This window comes from Entomomonas asaccharolytica (genome assembly GCF_016653615.1).
GTDB lineage: Bacteria > Pseudomonadota > Gammaproteobacteria > Pseudomonadales > Pseudomonadaceae > Entomomonas > Entomomonas asaccharolytica.
The window spans coordinates 1,439,730-1,465,871 of sequence record NZ_CP067393.1; the positions used below are offsets into that span (position 1 = coordinate 1,439,730).

A 26,142-nucleotide genomic window follows, 5' to 3' on the forward strand; every position below is an offset into this window, starting at 1 on the left:
ATACACAATATGTAATCATTGTTTGACTTTAATGATTACAATATGTAATCTATATTTAAGATAAATGGAGGTAAGAATGTCACCCCTAACCAAATATAGAAAAAAATTAAATATCTCGCAGAGAGAATTCGGAGATAAGGCTGGCTTTAGTCAGTCAGCAATTAATCATTATGAAACTGGCAGAAGAACTCCTTGTATTTCTGATGCAAGAAAAATAGTAGAAGCGCTTAACCAATTAGGAGCGGTTTGTACTTTTGATGATGTTTTTCCACCAAAAGATAAAGCAGCATAAAAGATGAACATGATGTTTGTCATTATAGGTAATTAGATGAGCAAATTATCAGACGAACAAAAGGAAAGAGCACGCAAGAATTATTCAATTATCGTGCAGAGACTTGCATCAGTAGGAAATAAATCTGTTGCTCTTGCGATAGGTTGCGATGAATCAACTATAAGCAGAATGAAGCCAGAAAAGCTTCAGGAATTTGCAGAAATACTTTCTTTTATGGAGTTAAAGATAGTTCCTGAAAATGTGAAATGTTTTAAAAAGGAAGATGTTGATTTTCTTATGTATGGTTCTAAGAAATGGCATGAACATATCAACTCATCTGATGATCTTTGTGATGAGTTTTAAATATATTAGGTGAATTATGGCTAGAGCTAGAAATATAAAACCAGCTTTTTTTATGAATGAAGATCTAGTAACTCTACCATTTGAGTATAGATTACTATTTATTGGATTATGGACATTATCAGATAGGGAAGGGCTTATTGAAGATCGTCCTGTAAAAATTAAAATGGAATTATTTCCTGCTGATAATATAGATGTTAATGAAGGTTTAATTAAACTTGAAACATTAGGTTTTATTGAAAGATATACTGAAAATGATATTAAAGTTATATCAATAACTAATTTCAAAAAACATCAGTCACCACACCATACTGAAAAAGCTAGCAATCTTCCAAAGAAAAAAGAAAAACAACCTATTGAAAATATGGAAGAAAATAAACAACCGTTAATTAACGGTGAATTAACGGTGAACTCACAAAACAACTTTGGTGAAAATCCCCCTGATTCTCTGAATCCTGATTCATTGAATCATGAATCCCTATGTATAGGTTCTAGCGAACATGAGCAAATCGAAAACGATTCGCATAAACCTAAAAAATCTAATCGTGGAAGTAGATTGCCCGATGATTTTGTCATGCCTAATGACTGGTTAACCATTGGTAAAGATTTAAGATCTGAACTATCTGAGCATGAAATTAGATTATCTGCTGATAAATTCATTGATTACTGGCATTCGGCAACAGGCGCAAGGGCAACAAAGCGAGATTGGTTGGCAACATGGCGTAATTGGATTAGAGATCATAGGCCAAATTCTAATAACGTTCATAAGTTTCCTGATAAAAAACCATCAATGCAAGCAAACACAAGCAATATTAACTATCGAGAAGGGCTTAGAATAGGGTCTGATGGGGAGTATATATTTTGAATACTGTTAAAAATCTATTTGAAGTATTGGCTACTGAGATTAGGACCTGTGAAAAGCATGGTGAATATGAATCTCAATTAATCAAAATTGCAAGTCGTGAGTCTTGGTCGCCTTGCTCTAAGTGCATGGATGAGGCTCGTGAAGCTGAAAATATTGAACGCCAAAAGAAAGACCAAGAGGACATGCTTAGAAGGTCCATTGAGCGTAGATTGGGAAGCGCATGTATACCACCTCGCTTTCAATCCAAAGGATTTGATAGCTATGTTGCAAATACTAAGGATCAGCAAAAGGCCCTAGCTAAATGCAAACGTTATGCAGATCAATTCAAAGATAATTTTGAAAATGGTAGGTCCTTGTTACTTTTAGGAAGTGTGGGTACCGGTAAAACCCATCTAGCCAATGCAATAGCAAATCAAATTATCACAGAGCTTGGATATACAGCGTTATATGCAACAGTAGGTTCCATGCTTAGATTTATTAGGTCATCATTTAACAATAATGATCTTAGTGAATCAGAAGCATACAAAACGTTTATTGATCCTCATTTACTAATCATAGACGAGATAGGCGTGCAGAAGGCTAGTGAGTTTGAGCTAACAGCCTTATTCGACATCATCAATGAACGTTACGAACAAATGTATCCAACGGTCATAGTATCTAATCATGGCCCTAAAGAATTAGCTAATTATCTAGGTGACAGGGTAGTTGATCGTTTGAGAGAAGGTGGTTCTGTAATCCTATTTGAATGGGAATCTGCGAGGGTTAAGGTATGAGTGACAGCTTAGCTTATTTTACTCCAATGGTGGTGCTTACATTTTTATCTATAGCTTTAGTTATATTCAGTATTGGCGATGCTGTAGATATTAAATATTTGAAACGTGAAGTCGCAGAGATCAAGCAGCAGTTAAAACAAATTGAGCTTAAAAGAGAAGTAGCTGAACTAAAAGCAGAAAATCATAAGCTAAAGGAATTAGCTAAGGATGGCGATAAATGAAATTTGCTATTGCTTTCACATTCTTCATATCAATGTGCTTAGTTGGCATAAATTTACATTCTTTTTTAGTTGGTGCTCCCGATATTGATCTAATAATCATTAGTTCATATTGGATAGCTTTATATTTTTCTTTACTAATTATGGATGTTTAGTGATGTTAAGACTAAGGTCATTTATTGGGTTAATAGTTTTTTTAATAGGTTTTCCTTTTTTATTATTTATCCCTTTAGTAAAAGCAATTAAACACTTCATTAAAGAGTATAAGTGGTGGCTTAGGCATTATTTTTATGAATATTTATATATTGTGAAGCAGCTATATAAAAATCTAATAAAAGTTGGTGAGTAATGGATAAGAAAATACAAGAAACCTTAAAAGAATTGATTACAGCTAAACAGAAAACTTATGAATTAGAAAATAAGCTAAGAGAATTATGCCTTCCATATTATGAATTTGAAACATTAGATGATTGGGGAGGTTGGGATAGTCTGATTGATGATATTTGGATAGAAGGCAATGAAAATCCTTTTTTAGAATTTGACAAAGCCATCAAATTTGCAATAAAGAAATATTATGAGGAATAGTATGAGATCAGAGAGAAAATTCCGCATACAATCTCAAGCGGGTATTGAGTTAGCATTGAAGAACGTAGGTAATGTGTTAGCTAATCTAGTCGATTCAGATAATTCAAAAGATGGCTATGAACTAGTGATACGTAATTATAAGAGTAAGCGTTCATTAGAGCAGAATAAACGTTACTGGGCAATGTTGCGACTAATATCAACTAACGTATGGATTGATTACAGAACTTTCAACGATGAAGTGTGGCATGAACAATTTCGTCGCTGGTTCATAGGTTGTGAGGACATTGTATTGCCGACAGGAACAGAAACTAGGGGGATTAGTACAACTACTTTATCAGTAGACGAGTTCGGTAATTATATGGCTCAAATAGAACAATGGTGTGCTGAACAAGGTTATCCAATCATGCAAGAGGAGTTAGTGGCATGAGCAAAATTACAAAAGACTCATTAAATTGGAGATGCGGCAGACCTTACGATCAAATCAGAGCAGATAGAGAAAAAGCCCTAAAGGAAGATATTAATAAAATTATTATTAATTTTAATGCTGAAATACTAACAGGATACAGTTCTTATTACATTACTCCTTGTGGAAAAGTTTATTCAACCAATGGCACAAAATTAAAGTTATTAAAACCAGGAACCAAGAAAGCAGGATATAAATTTGTTGGTTTAACAAATGATTTGAATGAAAGAAAGTATGAAATGATACATAGATTAGTTGCTAATCAATTTATACCTAATCCTGATAATAAGCCAACAGTTAATCACATCAATGGTAATAAATCAGATAATCATGTTGAAAATTTAGAGTGGTGTACTTTTTCTGAAAACTCTGTTCATGCAATAGAAACTGGATTAGCACATTCAGGACTAAGATCATACAAATCGAAATTAACCAAGAGCCAGATATTAGAAATTTACTATGCAAAAGATAGTTATAGCAAGATAGGTAAGCGTTATAACGTATGTGCCCAAACTGTATGTAATATCAAGAATAAGCATACATATAAAAAAGAGTTGACAGAAATGGGGTTGTGCTAGTGGGATCAGTAACTATTGAGCAAAAAAAATATTGGAATCTTCTTTGTAGTGAGGTTGGTTGTATTGCCTGTATGAAAGAAGGTAATCCTAATGATTGGGTATCTATTCATCATATAGAAGGACGCACTAAAAAAGATGCTCATTGGTTAGTCTTATCTTTATGCGCTTCTCATCATCAAGATAATGGAATGGCTATAGCAGTTCATCCTTATAAAAAACGTTTTGAAAATAGATATGGTAATCAGTATCAGTTAATGAGTGACAGCGTATCAATTCTCAAAAGACGAAACATAGAAGTACCTAAAAGAGTAGTTGAGCTTATAGATGAGTTTATTTTTAAAGGAAGGATAGCAGCATGAACTGGCAAAGAGCAAGCAAATATCACATGGTATCTGATATTGGTTACAAAATAGCTAAGTTCAAAGTGGGTGATGATTGGAAATATAGAGCATTTACTCCTAAAGATGATTTTGATTATCAACCTATAGAGTTATTTGACGATCCAGAATTAGCTAAAAAAGCATGTGAGGAACATTTTAATGAGAAAAATTAGAGCATTAGAAGGAGACGAACAAGCTAGCTTAGTTAAATGGTTTAGATTGCAATATAGACCCATTGCTTACTGCTTATTCTCTATCCCTAACGGCTCTGTATTAGCAGGTGACAGGATAAAAAGAGCTAAACAGATGGCTAGATTAAAAAGTGAAGGTTTTGTTAATGGTGTATCTGATCTTTTTCTAATGCAGCCTAATTCTAAATATCATGGTTTATTTATTGAAATGAAAAAAGCATCTGGTGGAAAAGTATCAGATGATCAAAAAGAGTTTTTAAGAAAAGCTACTGAACAAGGCTATCAAGCAGTAGTTTGTAAAGGCTTTGAACAAGCCAAGCATACCATTATTGAGTATTTAAAAGGGTAGTACTATGAAGTATATAACAGCTAGGCAAGTTTGGCATGATGCGCATTTTAGCGGAAAGGAAAATACTATTGAACAGTATTTAAAATTAGGAGTTCCTATTCAGAAAACTGTAAAAAGTAATACTACAGAATCATCTTGTCATGCATGGTTAGCTGGTAGGGTACAGCATGCTATTAGTTTATTGCCTCATAATGTGGCTGGTTTTGGTAATTTTATGTACTCCCCAATGAGAACAATAGATGATCTAGAAGCAGGTCAAGAAGCTATATTTGATTACTTTAGATATAACTATAAAGACGAGAGACTAACAGATAAGAAGTTAGAGCAAGTTAATTATTTGGCTATTGGTGCTATATTTGATTACTTTTTCATTGTATTTGGTAATCCGTCACCTTTTTCAAACGCTGGTATTTTATGTAAGTGGTTATATGATAATAAAGGTGTAAAGATAAATTACCATAATTGGGGTAGAGACTGGGAAGCAATATATGATTGTTTGCTTGAAGCATGTGGCTATATTGATAAGATTGCATTAGAGCCTGTAAGCAAAGTAATTAGTATATCTAAATACAATAAAGTTGCATAAAATTCTGTTATTTCTGTAATAAGTGTTGACTATGAGGACGAAATAGGGCAAAATTACCACAATTCAAAATTGTCACTTTAGAAAAGCCAACTTAATTGTTGGTTTTTTTATGTCTAAATAAAAGCCCCTAAACTAGTAATAGTCAGGGGCTTAATTATTTGCTTTAGTTTATGCGAGGGTGACTTCTTTAATACTAGAATATTAAAGATAGCCCTAATCAGCAGACCGAACTGCATCATAGCTAGACCCCCGTCCTGTACAGGAGTGCAAAGTCTAGCATAATAATGATAAGCAAGGGTTATGCTACAAAAGTCTAACTGTGAGTGTAAAAAGTTACTTTTCACTTATCTTGATGATCAAAAACTAAGATTCAGATGTTCAAGATGTAAGTCTATTCACATTATTCAATTAGATAGGAACACATATCAATACAGATGTGATAATTGCAATAGACTTTTATTCAAATTAAGCGACAACAAAATTGAGATCAAATGTACGCAGTGTAAGAAAATGCACTACAAACCTATGAGTTTAAAGGAATGCCAGAAAAAAACCCTTCATTCTGGGGAGCTTTAATCAGTATATTTCAAGAGTATGGAGTAGTTATGTGCATAACATTCATACTTAGCTACCTTCGAATATCATACGATGATAAAGAACCAAGAATAATGAGAAGATTACTAGAAGCTACAATAGGATCATTAATTGCGCTTATTGTGGGAATGACATGTACTGAGTTCGGTCTGTCTGCTGGATGGACTTATGCTGTAGCAGGATGGATTGGTACGTTTGGTGTAGATCAAATGCGAGTATGGGCTAGAAGATGGACAGATAAAAGGATTGATAAAGAATGACATTCAAATTCAGTCAAAGAAGCTTAGATAAACTAACAGGCATTAATCCTGATTTACGAAAAGTAGTTGATAGGGCTTTACAGTTATCTACAATTGATTTCGGTATTACTGAAGGGCTAAGAGATAGAGCAACACAAGAAAAATATGTGGCTCGTGGTGCTAGTCAAACTATGAATAGCCGCCATTTAACAGGCCATGCTGTAGATGTAGTAGCTTATGTTAATGGTAAAGTAACTTGGGATTGGAAGTATTATGAAGAAATCTCAAAAGCATTTAAACAAGCATCTGAAGAGTTGAGTATCCCTATTGTATGGGGAGGAAGCTGGAAATCTCTGAAAGATGGACCTCACTTTGAATTGATTTTAAGGTGATTATATGGAAGATGACTCTTATGAAAACTTCTTGTATCTTATTGAAAAAGGTTACTTACAGGAATATATAATTAAAAAATGTTGGAAAAAAGGAAATTTAAGTTTAAAAGAAACAAAAAGAGAAATTGCAGCACTTAAAAAAAATAAATCATCAATCACTGATATTGGTATGGTTTTAAAAAAACTAAGAATTAATGATGTTTGAATAATATGGAAACCATCACTAAATATGCTTCTATTGGATTAGCTGCTTTATTAGCTATAGCTATTATCTACATATCAATACTTTCTAATCAGCGTGATAGTGCTTTAGATAAACTAGATAAAGCTAATAAAAATATTGAACAGCTACAACAAGCTAATTTAAACCTAGCAGGATCTATTGATCTATTAGAGAGCCAGGCTCAACAAAACAGAGTTTACATTACAGAGCTAGAAGCCAAACGAACCGAGACAGAGAAACAAGCTACTAAGCTAGTCCAAGAGTTCAAGATAAAGAAACATGAAAACCAAACTATTAATAACTGGGCTAGCAAGCCTTTACCTAGTGGGCTGTATTGATAAGCCAGTAGTTACTGATGTAAAGATAGTTAAGGTTGAAACACCAGTTATTACTCCATGTCAGAGATTAAGCATTCCTGATTGTAAGCCAATTAATAATGGTGAGCTTTATGAGTGTACTTTAACTATTCAAAAGAATCTTAATCTTTGTGCTGATCAGGTAGATGCTTTAATAACATGGCAGAAAAATAATGATGAATAATTTTGAATGGAAACATGAAATTAGTAGCAGTGTTAGACAATGTCATAATAATGGTGGTGATGTTTTAGATCTAGGCTATGAAATATTTCCTCCTAGATTAGACAGTAACTTTAGATGTCAATTAGTACAAATTAAAAAAGATAGTTTAATAAAGAGATTAATTAAGTATGCCAGCTCCAAAGGGAAATCAATTCTGGAAAGCTCGCACAAAGCACGGAAGAGATAAAATATTCAATGATCCTGAAGTGTTATGGAATGCTTGCTGTGAATATTTTGAATGGGTAGAGAATAATCCATTATATGAATCTAAGGCTTTTGCATATCAAGGTGAAGTAAAGATTGAAACACTTCCCAAAATGAGAGCTATGACAATATCGGGAATATGTATTTTTCTTGATATATCTAGGTCTACTTGGGATGAATGGAGAAGAGTTGAAAGTTTTTCGAACATCATTACGCGAGCAGAAGAGATTATAAGAGATCAGAAATTCACAGGTGCAGCAGCAGAATTATTAAATCCTAATATTATTGCTCGTGATCTAGGATTATCTGATAAACAAGAATTAACAGGAAAAGATGGTAATGCTATCAAAATAGAGAATAAGCCTGATCTTTCTGAGCTGTCAGATAAAGAATTAGAACTATATGAAGAACTTGCCATTTTACGATCTAAGCGAGATCAGACAGGAGAAAGCGAGACGTAATTTCTTCAACTTTGTAAAGTACACTAAGCAAGACTTTATAGAAGGATGGTTTAATAAAATAGTTGCTGATGCACTCCAAGAGTTTTATGAAGATGTAAAAGCAGGTAAGCAACCTAGATTAATGATCTTTGCTCCACCTCGTAGCGGTAAAAGTGAATTATTTAGTAGAAGATTTCCAGCATGGGTATTAGGTAAAGACCCTAATCTTCAAATAATAGCTACAAGTTACAGTTCAGACTTATCTAGTAGAATGAATAGAGATGTACAAAGGATTATCGATGAACCCAACTATAATGCTGTTTTCCCTGACACCAGCCTAAACCGAAAAAACATTGTAACTATTGCCAATACTCCACTGAGGAATAGTGAGATATTTGAGATAGTTAATTATCAAGGTGCATACAGAAGCGCAGGGGTAGGCGCAGGCATTACAGGAATGGGTGCTGATATAGCTATTATTGATGACCCTGTAAAAGATGCCAAAGAAGCTAATAGTGCAACAATACGCAATGCTATATGGGATTGGTACACTACAACACTATATACACGCTTAAGCCCTAATAGCGGCATTCTGTTAGGTATGACTCGTTGGCATCAAGATGATCTTGCAGGCCGACTAATAGCTGAAATGAAAAAAGGGGAAGGCGACCACTGGAAAATAATACGCTTTCCTGCTATTGCCGAGATAGATGAACAATTTAGAAAAATAGGTGAGCCTTTACATCCTGAAAGGTTTCCTCTTGAACGACTAAATAAAATCAAGTCAGCAGTGGGTACAACCACTTGGAATGGTCTCTATCAACAACGTCCAACTACTGCTGGCGGTGGAGTAATTAAAGGTACTTGGTTCAAACGTTATGAAATACTACCAAGAATAAAACGAGTAGCAATATTTGCTGATACCGCCCAGAAAGTAAAAACACAAAATGACTATACCGTGTTTTTAGTGGTTGGTCTTGGCCATGATGGTAATCTTTATATTATTGATGTGGTGCGTGGTAAGTGGGAAGCTCCAGACCTTTTTAGAACTGCTAAAGATGTTTGGAATAAATATGCAGATAAAAGACCAACAGCTATTCATATCGAAGATAAATCAAGTGGTTCAAGCTTAATCCAAACATTAAACAAGTTCACCAAGATTCCAGTTAAGCCAATACAAACAGACACCGACAAATATACAAGAGTGTTAGGCGTACAGGGATATATTGAAAGTGGTTTTGTGTTTCTGCCTGCTAATGCCTCATGGGTGCGTGACTTTATTGATGAATGTGAAGATTTTACTGCCACAGATAGCCATCTACATGATGACCAAGTAGATACTTTAGTAATGGCTATTAATCATTTCTTAGGTGGCAGTGTCACTATTTGGGATAGTTTATGAGTGAACAAACATTAAATGACAGTATGATGAATTTAGTTACTGCATTAGGAAGAAAGTCAGAGAGTAGAAAATATAAACAATCTACTAATAAAAGCAATAATTACTGGTTAAATACTTATTTCTCAAGTTGGATAGCAGAAAAGTATATTGATAAAACAGCCAGAGATATGGTTAAAAAGTGGCGTGTTATAGAAACATCTGATACTGAATCAGAACAATTAAAGCTGCTTGAAAAACTTGAAGATAAATTTAAAGTACCAATGATTGCTGAAGAAGCCCTTGCTTTTGGTTCATTGTTTGGTGAAATATTAATACTTGCTATTACTGATATTACAGAAGATCAATATGCAACTGAATTAAATCTATCAACAGAAAAATTATTACGCTTTATTGTAATAGATGATTATAAGAATGGTGATATTGATACCAGCATATTATCAAAAACGTTTGGAGAGCCTTTATCCTATACAGTAAGCAATATTGAAATACATGCATCAAGAGTACATAGATTAGTAACTGGCAAGATACCATTCAGCAAAAGAAAAAAGAACGGTGGTCAAGGCGTTAGTGATCTTAATTCTAAGATGGATATTATTAAAGCCTTTGATGCTATATCGACATCAGTCTCTGATCTTGTTGAAGAATGTAAGATTGATGTATTAAAGATGAAGGGCTTAAATAATCAAATAGCGGCCGGTCAAGAGGATTTAGTTGTTAAATATGCTCAATTAGCTCAACAAATTAAATCATTAAGCAATATGTTGCTAGTAGATGCTGATGACGAGTACGACCAGAAAGAAATTACATTTAGCGGTTTATCTGATCTATGGGTGAAGGCGCGTGAAGTAGTAGCTGGTGCAATGGATAGACCTGTTACAGTGATGTTTGGTCAATCAGCAGCAGGCTTTGCCAGTGGCGAAGAAGATAATCAAGCCTATTATGGCACTATTAACTCATTACAAGAATCACGTTTAAGGCCATTACTTGATTTTACTGACCAGTTTTTGTTAGCAATGGCTAATATCAATCCTGACGACTTCGCATATAGTTTTCCAAGCATAGAGCCTTCTAATCTTAAAGAAGAATCAACCACCTTTGCAACCTATTCAACGGGCATTGTTAGCCTTTATCAAAACAACCTGATAACAGGTAAACAGGCACTGATGGAATTAAAGCAAAAAGAAGTTTTTTCAAATATTAGTGAACAAGATATTGAGAATATAAAAGAGTTGGAAAAACCTTATGATAATCAATTTACCGACCCTTATCAAATCACGGAGACAGGTTCGCAACAGTCGCAAAATACGACCTATTAAGGGCAGCAAACAGGCTGAAGTTATCTATAGGGATGCCTTAACAGAGATTATTAATACAATGGTCTCTATAGCGGTAACAGCAGTAAATAATACTACCCTTATAGATGCTCAAGCAGATAATACCCTGTTAGGGAAAACCAATAGCATTATTCAAAGACTCAGTAGCTTTGATATAGACTCACTGGCTAAACAGATAGCCTCTCGTATGGTAACAAGCATTAACACGCAAAATAGGCGTGTTATGGCTGATCGATTTAAAGCAGCTTATCAAATAGATATATCAAGTTTACTTGGCGATCAGGTAGTTTCATCAACATTAAATAAAGCCATTGATTACAACGTTAGTTTAATTAGTTCAATCAAAAATGACTTTATTAGTGATATAGGTAAAGCCATTAGGGATAACTATACCGATGGAATGCGGTCAAGTGAGCTAGCCAAGATTATTAAAGAGCGTGGCAAAGTAAGCGACTCAAGAGCGAAAATGATTGCTCGTGACCAGACAGCAAAGATAAATGGAACAATAACCAGAGAACGCAATAAATCACTGGGTATTGAAATGTATATCTGGTTAGGTGCTGATGACGAAAGGGAAAGGGATAGCCACAGAGCCATGAATAATAAGCTATGTCGTTTTGATGATGCTACAGTTTATTCTGATGATGGCGGTAAAACATGGAAAAAAAGAACTGCCAATATGGTTAAGTTGCATCCTTGTGAAGATTATCAGTGTAGATGTGATTATCAGCCTTATATCAGTTGGTTAAATGAGCCTGCCTAATAGCAGGCTTTTTTATTGGTGAGATATGAAACTAAGAATTAATGATAAAGCAATAAATTTTGACGGTAAACTACAAATTACCGAGCAAGGCTATTTAGTGGCCAAAGGTGTAAATATTGCAAAGGTAGGTGTTCTTGATTATTTAGGTGAAGAAATAGGACAAGAAAAAGGCAAGCTTTACAAAGTAGGTGTAACCAAAGAAGAACTATTTAACCCTAAAACTATCGAGTCTTTTGAAGGTGCGCCTATTACCTTAATTCATCCTAAAGGCTTAGAAGTAAATGCTAGCACATGGAAAAAAGACGGTATAGGACATACTCAAAATGTTAAACCCAATGGAGAACATTTAACAGCAGATGTTTATATATCTGATGCAGAAGCTATTCAAGAAATAAATAACAAAGATATTAAGCAATTCTCACTAGGTTATGACTGTGATGTTGTAGCTTCTAACAGTAAAGAATTTGATTACAACAAAATCAATATCAAAGGAAATCACGTAGCGATTGTGCCAAGCGGTCGTTGCGGTGATTCGTGCAGGCTTGGCGATAAAGGTATAACAAATATGGTAAAAAATAAAATTATTGATGGCTTAAGAAAGGCAACTGGTCTTTTAAAAGTCAATGATGCAGGTGAAACTGTTTTGTCATCCGATGAAGCCAAGCGACTACAAGAGTTATTAGTTGATTTACAAGAGCAGCTTGCTGAAGAGGAAGGATTACCTGATGGCGAAAAAGACCAGGAGCAAATTGACACCTTAAAAACAATTGTTGATCTTCTTAAAAAGTTACAAACAGCAGAAAGTGAGCCAGTGATTACAGACAAAGAGCCTGATACTGGCGAGCTTTCAAAACGTAATGCTGAACTAGAAGAAGAGAACAAAAATCTTAAAGAAGAACTGGATAAGCTTAAAAATTCTAATGAGGCAAGCATTGCACTTAATGATGCAAAAGCTCGCTTTCCTAAAGCAAAAATTGGTGATTCTTCTACAGCGCGTAAAGTGTATGAGTGCGTTTTAGTAGATAGCGGTATTTTTACCAAAGAGCAATTATTAGGTAAATCTGATATTGAGATTTCCAGTGCTTATGCAGGGCTTAGTGCAACAATGAAGCGCAATAACTCAATAGGTAAAACATTGCTTGGTGACCAAAAGCCAGCAACTAAAACAGCTTCACAACGTTTAGGGGGTAAATAATGGGATTTACAAATTGGGATAGTGATGATGGCATTTTTAATGCTGGCTCAATTAAAAGAGTTTCTAGCTCTGACCAAAAGGTTTGGGGCGAGAAAAATGCAACGGATACTCAAATTGAGTATGGCCTTTTTGTAGCAGTAGCAGCAGAAGGTGGCGTTAAACCTATTACAGCAGGTACTGATTTAATTAGTGGTATTGTCGTTCGTGATATTTATGGCGAAAAAAGCACTGCTGAAAAAACTATTAATGTTGTGCATATTTCTCATGGTGATAGCGTAGCAGTGCAATCAGTAGATGGAATTGATTTTGCGCGTGGTGATCGTGCTTATATTGTGGTCACAGGTGCAGATGCTGGCAAAGTAACCAATGTAAAAGAAGGTGCTATTGACATTGGTGGTTGGGTAGAGGATGTGAGCGCAGGTAATAATTGCGTGGCATTTACTCTTGGATATATACAAAGTTTCACAGATGCAGCCTAAGGAGTAAATCATGCCAGTTTATGAAACAGATTATACAGACGTTTTACAAGAAAGCTTAAATGAGCGTGATACGCAGCTACAAGAAAAGCAATTACCAGAAATTAATATTGCACAAGCAATCCCTATTTCCGAAGGGTTAGAGTTTGGTATTGATACTTGGGATTATGGCGTATCAAATGTTCGTGGTTCAGTAAAAGATGGGATTATTGGTAATAAAACCAATTCATTAAAAACTATTGATAGCAATATTGAATGGTTAAAAGCTAATGTTGCTCAATGGGGCAAAGGTGCTTCTTGGACTCAGCAAGAACTTGAAAAAATTGCCCGTTTAAATATTTCCTTGCAAACTAAAAAGCAAGATGATCTGTATGCTAACGCGTTGGCTACTATTCAATATGCAGGCTATATTGGTCATCAAGAAGCCAAAGGACAAGAAGGATTATTAAGTGGCAAAAAAGTCGAAGTATTGACTGATACCAGTGGCAAAACTATTGCTGAAATGACCAGTGAAGAAGCTGTTGCATTGATTTTAACTGCCTACAACAAAGCATGGGAAAAGTCAGACTATCGTATTCAGCCCACTCATTTAGCAATGGATGCTAAAGACTTTATGCTATTAATGCAAAAGTTTGATACTAATTCTGCAATTGTGGGTACTGATTTATTACCAATATCGGCAATGGACAGAATCATGGCAGCTTTACGCAAGGCAGCAGATGATGAAAACTTTAAATTAACGTTTATTAAAGTTCCATCTTCTTACGCAGCTACCATTAATAAAGGCAAGACACGTTTTGCTGTCTATACCTATAGTAATGACTATGTAGAAATGAAAGTTCACATGCCTGAGTTATTGCCCGTAAGACAGCGCGATCTATTAACCTATGAGTGCGGTTATCGTTCAGCGTTTACTGGTGCGTTATGGTATGAGCCAGCGTCAGCGGTCTATCAAGATTACAAAACTTCAGCTACATAATTAGATGGCTGGTATAGCTATGTTACTAGATGATTTTAGAGCAAGATATCCTGAATTTGACAGCATTTCTGATGGGCGAATTAATGTATTTATTGAAGATGCTCAACTTCAAGTAAGCGCAAAAATTTGGGGTAAGCTCTACCAACAAGGAGTATTAGCATTAGCCGCTCACTTATTAAAAAGTAATCCTAATGCTAATGGAAGCGGTTCAGGCGGCAATGGTTCGCCTTTTCCTGTCTCTAATAAGTCAGCAGGATCACTTTCTATAGGTTATGCAGTGCCTACAGTAAGTGATAATGATGATTCATCTTATATGCTTACTATTTACGGACAGCGATATTTGCAGTTGCGGAAATTAGTAGCTGTACATATAAAGGTTATTGCATGGCCACCAAGATAGAAAAAAATATTGATCTATCCAAGTGGCAAACCTTAGAAGATGAGCTATTAAAACTGGCTAATAAGCATGTTGTGGTAGGTGTACCAGCTTCTAATAATAGTCGTTCTGATGGTGTAACCAATGCACTAATTGCGGCTGTTCATGAATTAGGTGTGCCAGAGCTTAATATTGCTGAGCGTTCATTTTTAAGGGCTTCCCTTACTGGTAATCAAGGCAAATATATTAGGCTTAATGCTGAAAACTTTAAACGGGTTTTGAATCATCAAATGAGCATTGACCAAGCTCTTAATGTGCTTGGCTTAATCGCTGCTGGTGATGTTAAAGCCTTTATTGCTAATGGTGATTTTACACCGCTTAAACCTGAAACAATTAAACGTAAAGGTTCAAGTAAGCCATTAATAGATACAGGTGAATTAAGACAGTCAATAACCTATGAAGTAAGAAACAATGATTAATCTAGCTGAATTTTTTGATGACCCTAATTTTGCTCAACAAGTAGAGCTGTTAGTGGGTGATGGCGAATATATCAATGGTGAGTGGTCGCAATACTATGACCCCACAATTCAAACAATGATTGTTCAACCAACAACACCTGATGACTTGCAAATGCTTGAAGAGGGTGAGCGTTATTTTCCTTCAAAAATGATTCATTCAGTAGAGCCAATTAAAGTTGGTGATGTAGTGATCTATCAAGGTAATAAATGGCGTATAAGGGCAATGAGCGATTGGAGCGAATATGGATACTACTACGGTATCTCGATTAGACGAGGCGGCACTGAGGGGAGTGATAGCAAAGGTTTTGAAGTTCCCTGATACAAGTGTTAGAAAAGCTAATCAATCTGCACCTGTGGGAGATAGCCCTTTTATCACTGTTAAATTTGTTTCTAGTACAGAGTTAGGCTCACCAAGCTATCACTATAATGGAGACACAGAAAAAGAAACAATTACTAGCACTAACCATTCAACTTATAGCATTCAAGCCTTCGGCAATAATGCTAATAGCCTACTTAAAACACTTAAAACTGCGCTTTATTCATCTAATGCCATGCGAGAGCTTAGGGCATTAAAAGCAGCTATTTACTCAATTTCTGAGCCTTTAGATATATCAGCTATAGCAGGGGCAGCAATGGAAGAACGTAGTCAGATGAATTTAATAGTCAGTCACAACCATAAAGTCATGCTGAGTCTAGAACGCATTGAGCAAGTTGCAATAACTACTCATGCAGGCAAGCATGATAAAACTGTAATTATTACGGAGAACCAATAATGTCATTGTCGTTAAATAATATTGTCAATGTACAGCTAAATATTACGCCTACAGCACCATTGAGAAATAATTTTGGGATGATGGCGTTATTTACCCCTGAAATTGGGGAAGTATTTAAAGATCAAAATACTCTCTATCAAATCTATACTAGCCAACAATCTATTGAACTAGATTTTGGGGTAAGCTCAGAAACAGCCAAAGCAAGCTCTTATTTCTGGATGCAGTCACCTAAACCTAAACAAATGATGGTGGCTCGCTGGATTAGAAATGATGTCAATATTGACGCTGTAAAAGCTTCTTTAAGAGGTACACCTTTACTAACTGATTTATCAACACTAAAACAAATTACCAATGGTTGTATGACCGTTTCAATTAATGGTGCTGATTCAGTTATTCAAGATATCGACCTATCAGAAGCAACTGACTTTGCAGATGTAGCTTTAATTATTAATAATCAATTACCTCACTCGCAAGTTGAAATGCGTTTTGATAGTGTTGGTAATCGTTTTATTATTGAAGCGGTTACTGCTGGCGTAGCAATAAAATTAAGCTATGTTAAACAAGGCGAAGCAGTAGGAACTTATATAGGTTCTTTATTACGTCTAGAAAATGGTATGGCGCAACTTGTTGCAGGGGCTGATGCAGTAACACTAGCCAAGCAAACACTAGCAGAGGCCATGTCAGCACTTAATAATAAAACCAGTAACTGGTGGGCTGCTACCTGTGCAGTATCATTAACAGATGATGAAATTGTTAGTGGTGCAAATTGGATAATGGCTACTGATAAAAAAATGTTTGGTGTTACTACACAAAATCCAGACCATATTGAAAATACTTCATCTAACATCTTTAAAGACTTCTATGATCGTCAAATGTATAGAGTAGTCGCTTTATATGATAAGAATGACCATTACGCGATTACTTCATTTTTAGCACGTGGAATGAGTGTCAACTTCTCAGCTCAAAACTCTACTTTAACCATGAAGTTTAAACAATTACCTGGTATTACCCCAGACGATCTTACTGAAACAGAAGCAGCCAAATGTAAAGCATTAGGCATTAACTTCTATACTTACTATGACCAATCAGCAATGGTAGCTGAAGGTACTGTATGTGGTGGTCGTTTCTTTGATGAGGTACATATTCTTGATTGGTTTGTGGATGCTGTACAAAAGCAAGTATTTACTACCCTATACAGATCACCTACCAAAATTCCATTAACTGACTTTGGTACAGAACGAATTAACAGTGCGATTAAATCCGTATGTCGTGAAGGTGTGAACAATGGCGCATTTGCAGCAGGCGTTTGGAATGGCGACCCATTCGGCACGTTAAACACAGGTGATTACTTAGATGAAGGCTTTTATGTATGGTCAGACACCACAGATAACTTGACCAGTTCAGACCGCGAACAGCGTAAAGCTCCACCTTCACAAGTGGCTTTAAAAATGGCTGGTGCAATTCATTCTGTGGATGTAATTGTTAATTTTGACCGTTAAGGAGAATAAATAAATGGCTGTTTTTGACCCTAAACAAATATCTGTAATTATTAACGATGTGCAAATTGAAGATTGGGCTGACGGTTCTGATGTAGTTAGCTATACACGAAATAGTGAACTGGCAACACGCACAGCAGGCGCAGATGGTACAGGCACGTTTATTATCAATCCAGATAAAGGCTATACATTAGTTATCAAGCTAAAACAAAATAGTCCTGATAATGTGCGTATGCAACAAATGCAAAAGCAACAAGAAAACAACCTTAAAACCTTTGGTTTACTCACCTTAGATATTAAAGACTTATTAAATGAAGATGTGGCTTTTGGTAATAAAGGCATGTTTACCAACACGCCAGCATTTACTAGGGGCGTTGGTGATAATCCTAGCGAATGGACTATTATTTTTGATAAAGGCGGTATTACTCAAGCCAATGGAGCATTTAACGAATGAGAAGTGAACAAACAACTATAGGCGATATTGAATATATCCTTAATGCTGGTACTGCGGTTAAAGCCTTTGAATTAATTAAAAAAGGTGGCGTATTACTAAAAGGGGCAGATTTAAGCAAGGTTGATAAATCTTCAGGCGGTGAATTAATCTCTATTTTACTAGGCAATCTACAAGAGCCAGTGGTTAATGAAATCCAAGATTTTGTGTATAGCAATATCGTGGTAAAAATCCCTAACGGTCAACCTTTTAGATTGCAAGATAAAAAAGATGAACATTTTAACAATTACCCTGAACACATGCTGCCTTTATTAGTGAAGGGGGCTAAATTTCAGTTTACCCCTTTTTTCAATTCGTTCAGTCAAATAACGGGCGATCTCAAGCTGTAAAAGCCTATCAGACAGATTGGTTTATCTATGCGCCCATAATGCGCTCAATCTGCACCTTGCACGAATTAAGAACAGTCTACGATATAACTGATCTATGCGCTTTCCATACCGCTATTAGAGAGTGGGACGAAACACAAGCCGAGAATAACCATGATACTAGATGAATTTTTAATTAAACTAGGTGCTATTGCTGACACAAAGGAAGTTTCAGAGTTTAGCAAGGGATTGCAGAACGTTGGTAAAGTAGCTACTGCCTTAGTAGGCACTATAGGCGGTTTAACTGCTGGTATTACTGCTTTTTTTGGTTCTGCATTAGGTGGCCTTGATGATTTAGCTAACCTTTCAGCAGATACCAATACCAGTTTATCTTTTATTCAGAAGTTAGGCTATGCAGCGCAATTATCAGGGTCATCTGTAGAAGAAGCAAACGCCTCTATTAAAGGATTATCTCAGACAATAGGTGAAGCAGCTAATGGTTTAGGACGAGGTGCAGCCAGTTTTAAAGCGTTGGGCTTATCAGCTAAAAATGCAGATGGTAGCATTAAGTCAACTGAACAAGTGCTTGGTGAGGTGCAAGCAAAGTTAGTAGGTTTATCAAAACAGCAACAGATCAGTCTATTGCAAAAGCTTGGCATTAGTCAGAGCATGGTGCAGTTACTCTCTGATACCACTGGTAAAATGTCCGCTTTAATGGCCGAAGCTGAAGCATTAGGGATTGTTACAGCTGAAGGAGCTGATGCGGCTGGCGAATATAATGACGCAATAGATAGATTAAGATTAGTTACAGGTGCATTAAGAACTAATATTGCAGTAGGGCTTGCGCCTGCTTTAACAGACATGGCAAATCGCTTTAAAAACTGGTTAGTGGTTAATAAGGACTTAATCAGAGACGGTTTAGAAAAGACTGTCAAATTTATACTTGCCATGTTTCAGGCTATTGTTAATTTTGTTACTGCACTTTATAAAGTAATAGATGCAACAATAGGCTGGAAAGCAGCACTAGTCATTCTGATGGCAATCTTGATTAAAGTTAAATTTGCCATGATAGCCGCCTTTGCTGTTAATCCTATTACATGGATAGTTCTTGCTATTGTTGGATTAATTGCCTTAATAGATGATTTTATTACCTACTTAGAAGGTGGTGAATCATTTTTTGGTGACTATTGGAAACCATTTGCTGATGCACTAGCATCAATAAAGCCTATTCTGGACAAATTAAAGCCTATTATTGATGCGGTTTTTTCCTTGATGGGTAAATGGGTTACCTTTTTAGGAAGCCTTATTATTTCAGTATTTAAGCGTGTTGCTACAGCTATTCAAGTATTGGTTGGCATTATTGCTTCTATAGCCGATACCTTTAGAACAGTAGCTGATGTAGCAAGTGAAGTCTTTCAAGGTATTGCTGATTTTGTTGGCACAGTATGGGAATACATCAGCGAGGCAGGCAAGCCAGTTATTGACTTCTTTATGAATGCAGTAAATTCAGTATTTGCAGCAGTTGATAAGGTTAGAGGATTCTTTAGTAAAGTAATAGGCGGCATTAAGAATGGTATTAAGGCAGTAACAGGAGAAGTTGAAACAACTGTTAATAACAATGTATCAGGAGCAGTTGACATTGCTCAAAATGCTTCAGCTTATGCTAATAACTCAGCACAGCCTTCAATCCCTGCTAGATACGAAAGAACTATCCAAAATAACCAAGATGTAAAAATCAATATTTCAACTTCTGATCCTGTGGTTGCTGGTAAAACAGCAGCAAGTGAATTAACGCGTCAACAAAGACTTTCGCAACGTAACAATGGAGGGGCTACAGCTTATTAATATGCTTACTATCTCCAATAGAAGAATAGGTGCAATTACTCTTGATGTAACAACCAGTGAAGAACATGAATCAACACTAAGGATTACTGATAATCCTATTGAGTCAGGGGCGGTTATTTCAGATCATGCAGTGGTTGAGCCTAAACAGATCAATATTGAGGGTATTGTTGTTGATTATGAGCCTAGTAATGGCTTTGCTAGTTCACAAAGTAATTTAGCGGTAAGAGGAACGCCAGACTTTGTTGATAATATCTCATTCAATGGGTTATTAAATAAAGCATTTACAGCTATTACACAATTCAAAATGACTAATATTGCTAATACTTGGAACTATACCAAAGCCGATAATATTAGACCATTAGGCAATCAAAATAATAGCTCTGGTTATGATCTCTCCACCTCTAACAATGCACGAATAAGCACTATTCAACAAGAATTAGAGCGTATTCAGGGAAGCGGTGAAACAATTGAGATTAATACAGGTACTAAACTGTATAAAAATATGTTATTACCTTTAGTGAGTGTTACTCAAACGCTAGACGGTTCAGCCACAGTTAGAGTAAATGCAAGAGAAATTATTATTGTAGAAACTCAATCAATTAGTGGTTTATCTGGTTTATTGCAATCAGGGCGAACAGCCATACAAACAGCAGCAAAAGTAGTGAAAGGTGAAGTAAATACACAGGACGCACCTAATAAAGAATCATTAATTAAAACTGCTTTAGGGTTTGGATTATGAGACAAATACCAGTGGGGACAGAAAGCCCCCAAGAAATTACCATTAACTACAACAACGAGCGATTAACCTTAACTTTCACCTTTAGCCCCGTTGGTAAGTTATGGGTATTTGATCTATATAACGAAATTACACAGCAATTTATTGCGCAAGGACTCTCTTTAGTGGTGGGTATTCCCATACTTTATAGATCGCCTACTGATTATTATCTGTGGGTTGAAGATGAAAGCAGCAATGATGTAGACCCTTTCTCTATTGATTGCTTGGGTAATCGTTGCAAGCTCTTTATAGGAGATAAACAAGAAATCTATGAGGCAATTCAACAGGCAGTATAGGTTAGAAATAGGCAACCTATTAGAAGGCATTGCTATCGACAAGTTAAGGGTTTCATTCGATATTGAAAAATCACTAAATCCTACCCCTAATCCAGCTAATATTAAAATCTGGAATCTAAGTCGCTCCAACATGAACAAGATTTTAGCTAAAGAGTATACTAATGTTAGGCTATTTGTTGGCTATGGTGAGCTAAGAGCAATCTTTAGTGGCAATATTATTAAATCCAAAGTAGTTAGGGATGATTTAGACTTTATTGTTGAAATTGAAGTAGGTGATGGTGATGAGGATTTACAAAATGCTAGCATATCAGAAACATTAGCAGAGGGCAGTGACGATTACGAGGCAATAGATAGAGCCTTATTAACCATGCCCTTAACGCAAAAAGGGATTATTTACTTACCTAAAAATAAAAAGAAACCACGTGAAAAAACACTGTGCGGTAATAGCAAAGATATTATTGACCAAGTAGCTAAACAAAATGGCTGTGACTGGTCAATTCAAGATGGGCTTTTACACGTTATCCCATCAAGCCATGTATTACCAAGTGAAGCAGTTTATATCTCACAAGATACAGGCATGATTGGTTCGCCAGAAGATACAGGTGACGGCTTAGAAGTTAAGTGTTTGTTAAATCCAGCATTAACTTGTGGCGGTATGATTCGCCTTAAATCAATACTAAGCTTTTTTAATGGTGATTATAAAATTACCAACTTAAAAATATCAGGTGATGCTTTAGGCGGTGATTGGACTTGCACCATTACCACAGCCAAAGGCGAATATAAGAAAGTAACCATTGAGGAAAAAGAGCAACAGCAACGAGGGGAAACTGATGAGCAATTATAGTTGGGATAATCCTTCCGCCAATTCACAAATGGCAAGTGCAACCGATGAAGCCTTACTAAAAGTAAACACAATTATGCCTGCTCGAATTATCGAATTTGATGATAAATCACAACTGGCCAAAGTGCAGCCATTAATTGATCGTGTAATGAAAGATGGTACTACTCAACCTTATCCAGTATTAGCTAGTGTTCCAGTAGAATTTCCCAGTGGTGGCGGTTTTACTCTGACTTTTCCAATTAAAGCAGGGGATGATTGTGAGCTATCAATTAACCAGCGCTGTATAGATGGTTATTTAGAAACTGGCGAACAGCGACCACCTGAAGAATATAGGATTTTCCATCTTTCTGATGCAGTAGCAAGAGTAGGTATAAGACCAAAAACCAGACCTATAGAAAATTTTGCAACAGATGGTGTTGAGTTAAGAAATGAAGCGGGTACAGCCTATTTTAGAATTAATGATAAAGGTGAATTAGTGATTAAAGCAGCAGTTATTCGCATGGTTGGCGAAGTTACCAATGAGGACGAGGAAGATGAAAGTTAGGCGTGTAGATGCCAATAACGATTGGACTTTTGGTAGAGGTTTAGCTAACTATGCAGATACAACAGAATCAGCGGCACAACGAGTAAAAACAAGATTGCAAAGCTTTGTAAATGACTGGTTTCTTGATCTTGAACATGGTCTAAATTGGCTACCTAACATGGAAAGGCCAGCTAATCTTAATGCTATTGAAAACAGTGTTAAAAGTTGCATTTTAAACACAACAGATATTATTGAAATTATCTCTTTTGAAATGATTACTAACGAAAACCGACAGCTTCAGATCATAACCACTGTAAAAGATAGATTTGATAACGAAACACAAATAATTACTGACTGAGGTAGTCATGGGGCAATTAACAAATCAGGGCTATGTAAAAGAATCATTAGATCAAATAATCACTAACCTAGAAAATGGTTTTAAACAAATCTATGGGGCAGAAATTAATATTGACCCTGATAGTCCAGATGGTCAAATGATTGGTATTTTTGCACAAGCCAAAGCAGATATTGAAGAAATAGCATATAGTATCTACAAAGCATTAGACCCTAATCACGCATCAGGCGCATGGTTAGAGCAATGTGCAGATTATGCAGCTATTACCAGAAAAAAAGCCAATTACAGCTATTTAAGAAATGTAATCTTAATAGGTACAGCAGGCGCATTAATCCCAACGGGAACAATGGTCTCAGATAGCACCAAAACAAGATGGGTATTACAAGCCCCAATTACTTTAGGTGTAGATGGTTCAGGGCGTGGCGATTTTAGAAGTGTAGAGCCAGGTGCATATAATCCAGCAGAACAACAACTAAAAATAGAAACCTTAATACTTGGGTTATCTACTGTCACCATGTTAGAGCCTGCTACTATAGGCGAAGATGAAGAAACAGACCCACAACTTAGGGCAAGGTTATTTGTTACACGGTCTAAGCCTGCAAAAAATAGTGCAGATGGTACAGAAGCAAATTTAAGAGAATTGGCAGGGGTTGTTGATGTAACTTATTTAGAAAATATAACAGATTACACTGATAGTAATGGATTACCGCCTCATTCAGTCAACTTTATTGTGGATGGGGGCAATGAACAGGCAATTGCTGAAATTATCTACAACAGAAAACCAGGTGGAACAAACTTACTTGGTGACATAGAAATTGAAGTAATAGATGGTGGAGGCAGAAAGCGCAAAGTATGGTTTGATCGTCCTCATGTGGTGTATTGCGCATTAACATTAACTGTTGTTAGAAATGAAAAATTTCAACAAATAGATGTGGACGGAATAAAACAAGCTATCAATAGTTATGTATTTAAAATTGGTGAAGATGTTTTATTAAGCCGATTATTTACGCCCATTAATACCGTTGCAGGATTTTGGGTTAAAGATATAAAAATAGGTATACAGGGCGAGACTTTAGGCCAGCAAAATATTGAAATTGACGCAAGGTCAAGAGCTAGGTTTTTAATTGAAAATATAGAGGTAATCATTGATGAATTATGATGATCTTCTTATATGGCAATATCAAGATAAACCAAAAGCCAGAGCCACTATAAAACTCTTAGCTGATGAACTTAACAAGTCATTAACGGGGCTATTATCTATTCCTGAAGCGTTAAATATCAATATAGCAACAGGAAAGAATCTTGATCTTATTGGAGTAAGGGTAGGGCAATCCAGAGTATTAAAAGACTTTGCTCCACGTGCTTTATTTGGCTTTGTACAAACGCCTGAAGGGTTGGGTTTTTCTAAAAAAGGCTCTGGCGGTGGTGTATTTTATAGATACGGTGATCCTTATCTACAATCGGTCGTATTAAGTGATGATGATTATAGGTTTTTGATTAAGTGTCGTATAGCAAAGAACTATCAAACAGGCACAATTCCAGATATTGAGAATATGTTGAATTTTCTATTTGAAGAGGGTTCTGCCGCTTTTGATGGTTATGACATGTCGATTAATGTTGTGATACGCGGCAACAATATAGCACCTTTTAAAAGATATGCAGTGACACAGCTAGACATGCTACCACGTCCTGAAGGGGTAAGAATTAAGTTTTATATTGGCGCACCAGTCAATGCATTTGGCTTCTATGGTGCTAAAGGTGCGAAAGGTTTTAATGAAGGAATTTTTGCGAGGTATTTATGATTTATAACAGACCTGATGAAAATGTTTTTGCATCAACAGCTAAGTCAGGAGAAGTTGAGGACTTTCCAGATATTTTGAGAGGTTGGGGTTTAACCTTTGACCAGACAGGCGGTATTCCACCTATGGAATGGTTTAACGCTTTAGGGTTAAGAACTGACCAAGCAATTCAATACTTTTTACAAAATGGTATTGCTGAATGGGCAACAGAAACAGACTATCCTGTAGGGGCTTATGTTCGCTTTAATAATAAAGTATGGCGAGCAAAAGCAAGAAACTCAGCTAATCAGCCAAGTACAAGTAATGCCAACTGGGAGCAAGCAGCTTTAACACTTGATGAAGTAAAATCATTGATTCCAACACTCATGACACAGGAAGAACTGGATGCTGGTACATCAACTACACCAAAAACTGTTAATGCTGCATTATTAAAAACGATTACAAATAAAATAGTCACTGAATTTGCTACAGATGAAGAAACTCAAGAGGGAGTTATTACTGATAAAATGGTAAGCCCTGCTGGATTAGCTTCTGTTATCGCTACAACTGAAAAGCGTGGTTTAATTCAAATAGCCACAGATGAAGAAGTTGCCAGTGGTGTTAACGATACAAAAGCTGTTACACCTGCTTCATGGAAAAACAATGAAAAACAGATAGGTCATAACCAAACATGGGTAAATATGGCATCAGAACGTCAAATTAATGTTTCATATACTAATAATACTGGAAAGCCAATACAAATATACGTATGCGCTGACATTGCTACAGGTGCATTAGTCATAGACAGGGTTAGTCTAAGCCTTGCAGATTCGGCAGGCTATACTTTCGTAAGCGCAATTATTCCAGAAGGATCTACTTACAGAATTAAAGGTGCGCAGAATGTTATTGTTAGCTGGGGAGAACTAAGATGAGAGATACAGATGTAATAGAAGTTAAGTACTTTAAAGATAGCGAAAATATGCTCTATGCAATTGATATTATGCCAATCAATAAGGAATCTTGGGAAAGTGAAATAAAAGAAGGTTGGGCAGCTATTTCAAAGGAAGAGCTTGACGAATTGTTAAAAAACACGCCAACTGAAGAAGAATCCATTTTTAAAAGAGATAGTTTATTGAAAGAAGTGTCTTTAAGAATAGCTCCACTCCAAGATTCTGTTGATCTTGATATAGCAACAGATGAAGAGGTTAGTAAATTAAATGAATGGAAGAAATATAGGGTATTGCTTAATAGAATAGAAAGCCAGCCTGATTATCCTAATAATATAGACTGGCCTGAAATGCCCAATTAATA

Annotated in this window: 41 protein-coding genes; all 41 read left to right on the top strand. The window is 35.9% G+C overall.

Annotated elements, in window-relative coordinates; genetic code table 11:
• The first annotated feature begins 76 nt into the window (after nucleotides 1-76).
• Nucleotides 77-292, top strand: coding sequence for a helix-turn-helix transcriptional regulator (locus JHT90_RS06635; RefSeq protein WP_201095407.1), 216 nt, complete (start codon nucleotides 77-79; stop codon nucleotides 290-292).
• A gap of 36 nt (nucleotides 293-328) precedes the next feature.
• On the top strand, nucleotides 329-634 hold the full coding sequence (locus tag JHT90_RS06640) for a CII family transcriptional regulator (RefSeq protein ID WP_201095408.1): 306 nt from the start codon (nucleotides 329-331) through the stop codon (nucleotides 632-634).
• Between the two features lie 16 nt (nucleotides 635-650).
• The gene (locus JHT90_RS06645) at nucleotides 651-1,496 is read left to right on the top strand and encodes a hypothetical protein (RefSeq protein WP_201095409.1); all 846 of its coding nucleotides are present in this window, start codon (nucleotides 651-653) and stop codon (nucleotides 1,494-1,496) included.
• Nucleotides 1,493-2,269: an ATP-binding protein gene (locus JHT90_RS06650; RefSeq protein ID WP_201095410.1), complete on the top strand. Its 777-nt coding sequence runs from the start codon at nucleotides 1,493-1,495 to the stop codon at nucleotides 2,267-2,269. The genes JHT90_RS06645 and JHT90_RS06650 overlap by 4 nt, the downstream gene beginning before the upstream one ends.
• Nucleotides 2,266-2,490 carry a hypothetical protein gene (locus JHT90_RS06655; protein ID WP_201095411.1) on the top strand — a complete coding sequence of 75 codons (225 nt, stop codon included), beginning with the start codon at nucleotides 2,266-2,268 and terminating at the stop codon, nucleotides 2,488-2,490. The genes JHT90_RS06650 and JHT90_RS06655 overlap by 4 nt, the downstream gene beginning before the upstream one ends.
• A 345-nt stretch (nucleotides 2,491-2,835) precedes the next feature.
• Nucleotides 2,836-3,072: a hypothetical protein gene (locus tag JHT90_RS06660; RefSeq protein WP_201095412.1), complete on the top strand. Its 237-nt coding sequence runs from the start codon at nucleotides 2,836-2,838 to the stop codon at nucleotides 3,070-3,072.
• Between the two features lies 1 nt (nucleotide 3,073).
• The gene (locus JHT90_RS06665) at nucleotides 3,074-3,499 is read left to right on the top strand and encodes a recombination protein NinB (protein ID WP_201095413.1); all 426 of its coding nucleotides are present in this window, start codon (nucleotides 3,074-3,076) and stop codon (nucleotides 3,497-3,499) included.
• Nucleotides 3,496-4,113, top strand: coding sequence for an HNH endonuclease (locus JHT90_RS06670; protein ID WP_201095415.1), 618 nt, complete (start codon nucleotides 3,496-3,498; stop codon nucleotides 4,111-4,113). Before JHT90_RS06665 ends, JHT90_RS06670 begins: the two co-directional genes overlap by 4 nt.
• Complete coding sequence (locus tag JHT90_RS06675) at nucleotides 4,107-4,472, top strand: Ref family recombination enhancement nuclease (RefSeq protein ID WP_201095417.1); 366 nt, start codon at nucleotides 4,107-4,109, stop codon at nucleotides 4,470-4,472. The genes JHT90_RS06670 and JHT90_RS06675 overlap by 7 nt, the downstream gene beginning before the upstream one ends.
• Entirely contained in the window at nucleotides 4,469-4,666 is a 198-nt protein-coding gene (locus JHT90_RS06680; protein WP_201095419.1) for a hypothetical protein, read from the top strand. Before JHT90_RS06675 ends, JHT90_RS06680 begins: the two co-directional genes overlap by 4 nt.
• Nucleotides 4,653-5,033, top strand: a complete 381-nt coding sequence (locus tag JHT90_RS06685) for a VRR-NUC domain-containing protein (RefSeq protein WP_201095420.1) — start codon at nucleotides 4,653-4,655, stop codon at nucleotides 5,031-5,033. Before JHT90_RS06680 ends, JHT90_RS06685 begins: the two co-directional genes overlap by 14 nt.
• Nucleotides 5,034-5,037: 4 nt before the next feature.
• On the top strand, nucleotides 5,038-5,619 hold the full coding sequence (locus JHT90_RS06690; RefSeq protein WP_201095421.1) for a hypothetical protein: 582 nt from the start codon (nucleotides 5,038-5,040) through the stop codon (nucleotides 5,617-5,619).
• 539 nt (nucleotides 5,620-6,158) lie between these two features.
• Nucleotides 6,159-6,473 carry a phage holin, lambda family gene (locus JHT90_RS06695; RefSeq protein WP_201095422.1) on the top strand — a complete coding sequence of 105 codons (315 nt, stop codon included), beginning with the start codon at nucleotides 6,159-6,161 and terminating at the stop codon, nucleotides 6,471-6,473.
• Complete coding sequence (locus JHT90_RS06700) at nucleotides 6,470-6,844, top strand: M15 family metallopeptidase (RefSeq protein ID WP_201095423.1); 375 nt, start codon at nucleotides 6,470-6,472, stop codon at nucleotides 6,842-6,844. The genes JHT90_RS06695 and JHT90_RS06700 overlap by 4 nt, the downstream gene beginning before the upstream one ends.
• Nucleotides 6,845-6,848: 4 nt before the next feature.
• Nucleotides 6,849-7,049: a hypothetical protein gene (locus JHT90_RS06705; protein WP_201095424.1), complete on the top strand. Its 201-nt coding sequence runs from the start codon at nucleotides 6,849-6,851 to the stop codon at nucleotides 7,047-7,049.
• A gap of 5 nt (nucleotides 7,050-7,054) precedes the next feature.
• Nucleotides 7,055-7,405, top strand: a complete 351-nt coding sequence (locus JHT90_RS06710) for a hypothetical protein (protein WP_201095425.1) — start codon at nucleotides 7,055-7,057, stop codon at nucleotides 7,403-7,405.
• On the top strand, nucleotides 7,392-7,607 hold the full coding sequence (lysC, locus tag JHT90_RS06715) for an Rz1-like lysis system protein LysC (RefSeq protein WP_201095427.1): 216 nt from the start codon (nucleotides 7,392-7,394) through the stop codon (nucleotides 7,605-7,607). Before JHT90_RS06710 ends, lysC begins: the two co-directional genes overlap by 14 nt.
• A 167-nt stretch (nucleotides 7,608-7,774) precedes the next feature.
• Nucleotides 7,775-8,311: a DNA-packaging protein gene (locus JHT90_RS06720; protein ID WP_201095429.1), complete on the top strand. Its 537-nt coding sequence runs from the start codon at nucleotides 7,775-7,777 to the stop codon at nucleotides 8,309-8,311.
• The gene (terL, locus tag JHT90_RS06725; protein WP_201095431.1) at nucleotides 8,253-9,692 is read left to right on the top strand and encodes a phage terminase large subunit; all 1,440 of its coding nucleotides are present in this window, start codon (nucleotides 8,253-8,255) and stop codon (nucleotides 9,690-9,692) included. Before JHT90_RS06720 ends, terL begins: the two co-directional genes overlap by 59 nt.
• On the top strand, nucleotides 9,689-11,008 hold the full coding sequence (locus tag JHT90_RS06730; protein ID WP_201095432.1) for a phage portal protein: 1,320 nt from the start codon (nucleotides 9,689-9,691) through the stop codon (nucleotides 11,006-11,008). Before terL ends, JHT90_RS06730 begins: the two co-directional genes overlap by 4 nt.
• A 58-nt stretch (nucleotides 11,009-11,066) precedes the next feature.
• A complete protein-coding gene (locus JHT90_RS06735) occupies nucleotides 11,067-11,789 on the top strand; it encodes a phage head morphogenesis protein (protein ID WP_201095434.1) in 723 nt (240 codons plus the stop codon).
• Nucleotides 11,790-11,814: 25 nt separating this feature from the next.
• On the top strand, nucleotides 11,815-12,984 hold the full coding sequence (locus JHT90_RS06740; RefSeq protein ID WP_201095436.1) for a DUF2213 domain-containing protein: 1,170 nt from the start codon (nucleotides 11,815-11,817) through the stop codon (nucleotides 12,982-12,984).
• Complete coding sequence (locus JHT90_RS06745; RefSeq protein WP_201095438.1) at nucleotides 12,984-13,463, top strand: structural cement protein Gp24; 480 nt, start codon at nucleotides 12,984-12,986, stop codon at nucleotides 13,461-13,463. Before JHT90_RS06740 ends, JHT90_RS06745 begins: the two co-directional genes overlap by 1 nt.
• A gap of 10 nt (nucleotides 13,464-13,473) precedes the next feature.
• Nucleotides 13,474-14,439 (top strand): major capsid family protein, encoded by a 966-nt coding sequence (locus JHT90_RS06750; RefSeq protein WP_201095440.1) that lies wholly within the window; start codon nucleotides 13,474-13,476, stop codon nucleotides 14,437-14,439.
• Between the two features lie 19 nt (nucleotides 14,440-14,458).
• Entirely contained in the window at nucleotides 14,459-14,839 is a 381-nt protein-coding gene (locus JHT90_RS06755; protein ID WP_201095442.1) for a DUF4054 domain-containing protein, read from the top strand.
• Nucleotides 14,824-15,294 carry a phage virion morphogenesis protein gene (locus JHT90_RS06760; protein ID WP_201095444.1) on the top strand — a complete coding sequence of 157 codons (471 nt, stop codon included), beginning with the start codon at nucleotides 14,824-14,826 and terminating at the stop codon, nucleotides 15,292-15,294. The genes JHT90_RS06755 and JHT90_RS06760 overlap by 16 nt, the downstream gene beginning before the upstream one ends.
• A complete protein-coding gene (locus tag JHT90_RS06765) occupies nucleotides 15,287-15,652 on the top strand; it encodes a hypothetical protein (protein WP_201095446.1) in 366 nt (121 codons plus the stop codon). Before JHT90_RS06760 ends, JHT90_RS06765 begins: the two co-directional genes overlap by 8 nt.
• Nucleotides 15,576-16,106, top strand: a complete 531-nt coding sequence (locus JHT90_RS06770) for a phage neck terminator protein (protein WP_201095448.1) — start codon at nucleotides 15,576-15,578, stop codon at nucleotides 16,104-16,106. Before JHT90_RS06765 ends, JHT90_RS06770 begins: the two co-directional genes overlap by 77 nt.
• Complete coding sequence (locus tag JHT90_RS06775) at nucleotides 16,106-17,605, top strand: DUF3383 domain-containing protein (protein WP_201095450.1); 1,500 nt, start codon at nucleotides 16,106-16,108, stop codon at nucleotides 17,603-17,605. Before JHT90_RS06770 ends, JHT90_RS06775 begins: the two co-directional genes overlap by 1 nt.
• A 13-nt stretch (nucleotides 17,606-17,618) precedes the next feature.
• Nucleotides 17,619-18,056, top strand: a complete 438-nt coding sequence (locus tag JHT90_RS06780) for a phage structural protein (RefSeq protein WP_201095452.1) — start codon at nucleotides 17,619-17,621, stop codon at nucleotides 18,054-18,056.
• Entirely contained in the window at nucleotides 18,053-18,442 is a 390-nt protein-coding gene (locus tag JHT90_RS06785) for a phage tail assembly chaperone (protein WP_201095454.1), read from the top strand. Before JHT90_RS06780 ends, JHT90_RS06785 begins: the two co-directional genes overlap by 4 nt.
• 150 nt (nucleotides 18,443-18,592) lie before the next feature.
• Nucleotides 18,593-20,263 carry a phage tail tape measure protein gene (locus JHT90_RS06790; protein WP_201095456.1) on the top strand — a complete coding sequence of 557 codons (1,671 nt, stop codon included), beginning with the start codon at nucleotides 18,593-18,595 and terminating at the stop codon, nucleotides 20,261-20,263.
• Between the two features lies 1 nt (nucleotide 20,264).
• Nucleotides 20,265-21,002, top strand: a complete 738-nt coding sequence (locus JHT90_RS06795; protein ID WP_201095458.1) for a phage baseplate protein — start codon at nucleotides 20,265-20,267, stop codon at nucleotides 21,000-21,002.
• On the top strand, nucleotides 20,999-21,334 hold the full coding sequence (locus JHT90_RS06800; RefSeq protein WP_201095460.1) for a phage baseplate plug family protein: 336 nt from the start codon (nucleotides 20,999-21,001) through the stop codon (nucleotides 21,332-21,334). Before JHT90_RS06795 ends, JHT90_RS06800 begins: the two co-directional genes overlap by 4 nt.
• The gene (locus JHT90_RS06805; protein WP_201095462.1) at nucleotides 21,309-22,178 is read left to right on the top strand and encodes a phage protein; all 870 of its coding nucleotides are present in this window, start codon (nucleotides 21,309-21,311) and stop codon (nucleotides 22,176-22,178) included. Before JHT90_RS06800 ends, JHT90_RS06805 begins: the two co-directional genes overlap by 26 nt.
• Nucleotides 22,165-22,719, top strand: a complete 555-nt coding sequence (locus JHT90_RS06810; RefSeq protein ID WP_201095464.1) for a Gp138 family membrane-puncturing spike protein — start codon at nucleotides 22,165-22,167, stop codon at nucleotides 22,717-22,719. The genes JHT90_RS06805 and JHT90_RS06810 overlap by 14 nt, the downstream gene beginning before the upstream one ends.
• The gene (locus JHT90_RS06815; RefSeq protein ID WP_201095466.1) at nucleotides 22,709-23,056 is read left to right on the top strand and encodes a hypothetical protein; all 348 of its coding nucleotides are present in this window, start codon (nucleotides 22,709-22,711) and stop codon (nucleotides 23,054-23,056) included. Before JHT90_RS06810 ends, JHT90_RS06815 begins: the two co-directional genes overlap by 11 nt.
• Before the next feature lie 7 nt (nucleotides 23,057-23,063).
• A complete protein-coding gene (locus tag JHT90_RS06820; protein WP_201095468.1) occupies nucleotides 23,064-24,212 on the top strand; it encodes a baseplate J/gp47 family protein in 1,149 nt (382 codons plus the stop codon).
• On the top strand, nucleotides 24,202-24,855 hold the full coding sequence (locus tag JHT90_RS06825; protein ID WP_201095469.1) for a DUF2612 domain-containing protein: 654 nt from the start codon (nucleotides 24,202-24,204) through the stop codon (nucleotides 24,853-24,855). The genes JHT90_RS06820 and JHT90_RS06825 overlap by 11 nt, the downstream gene beginning before the upstream one ends.
• Nucleotides 24,852-25,763: a hypothetical protein gene (locus tag JHT90_RS06830; protein ID WP_201095470.1), complete on the top strand. Its 912-nt coding sequence runs from the start codon at nucleotides 24,852-24,854 to the stop codon at nucleotides 25,761-25,763. Before JHT90_RS06825 ends, JHT90_RS06830 begins: the two co-directional genes overlap by 4 nt.
• Nucleotides 25,760-26,140, top strand: coding sequence for a tail fiber assembly protein (locus JHT90_RS06835; RefSeq protein ID WP_201095471.1), 381 nt, complete (start codon nucleotides 25,760-25,762; stop codon nucleotides 26,138-26,140). The genes JHT90_RS06830 and JHT90_RS06835 overlap by 4 nt, the downstream gene beginning before the upstream one ends.
• Nucleotides 26,141-26,142: the final 2 nt, after the last annotated feature.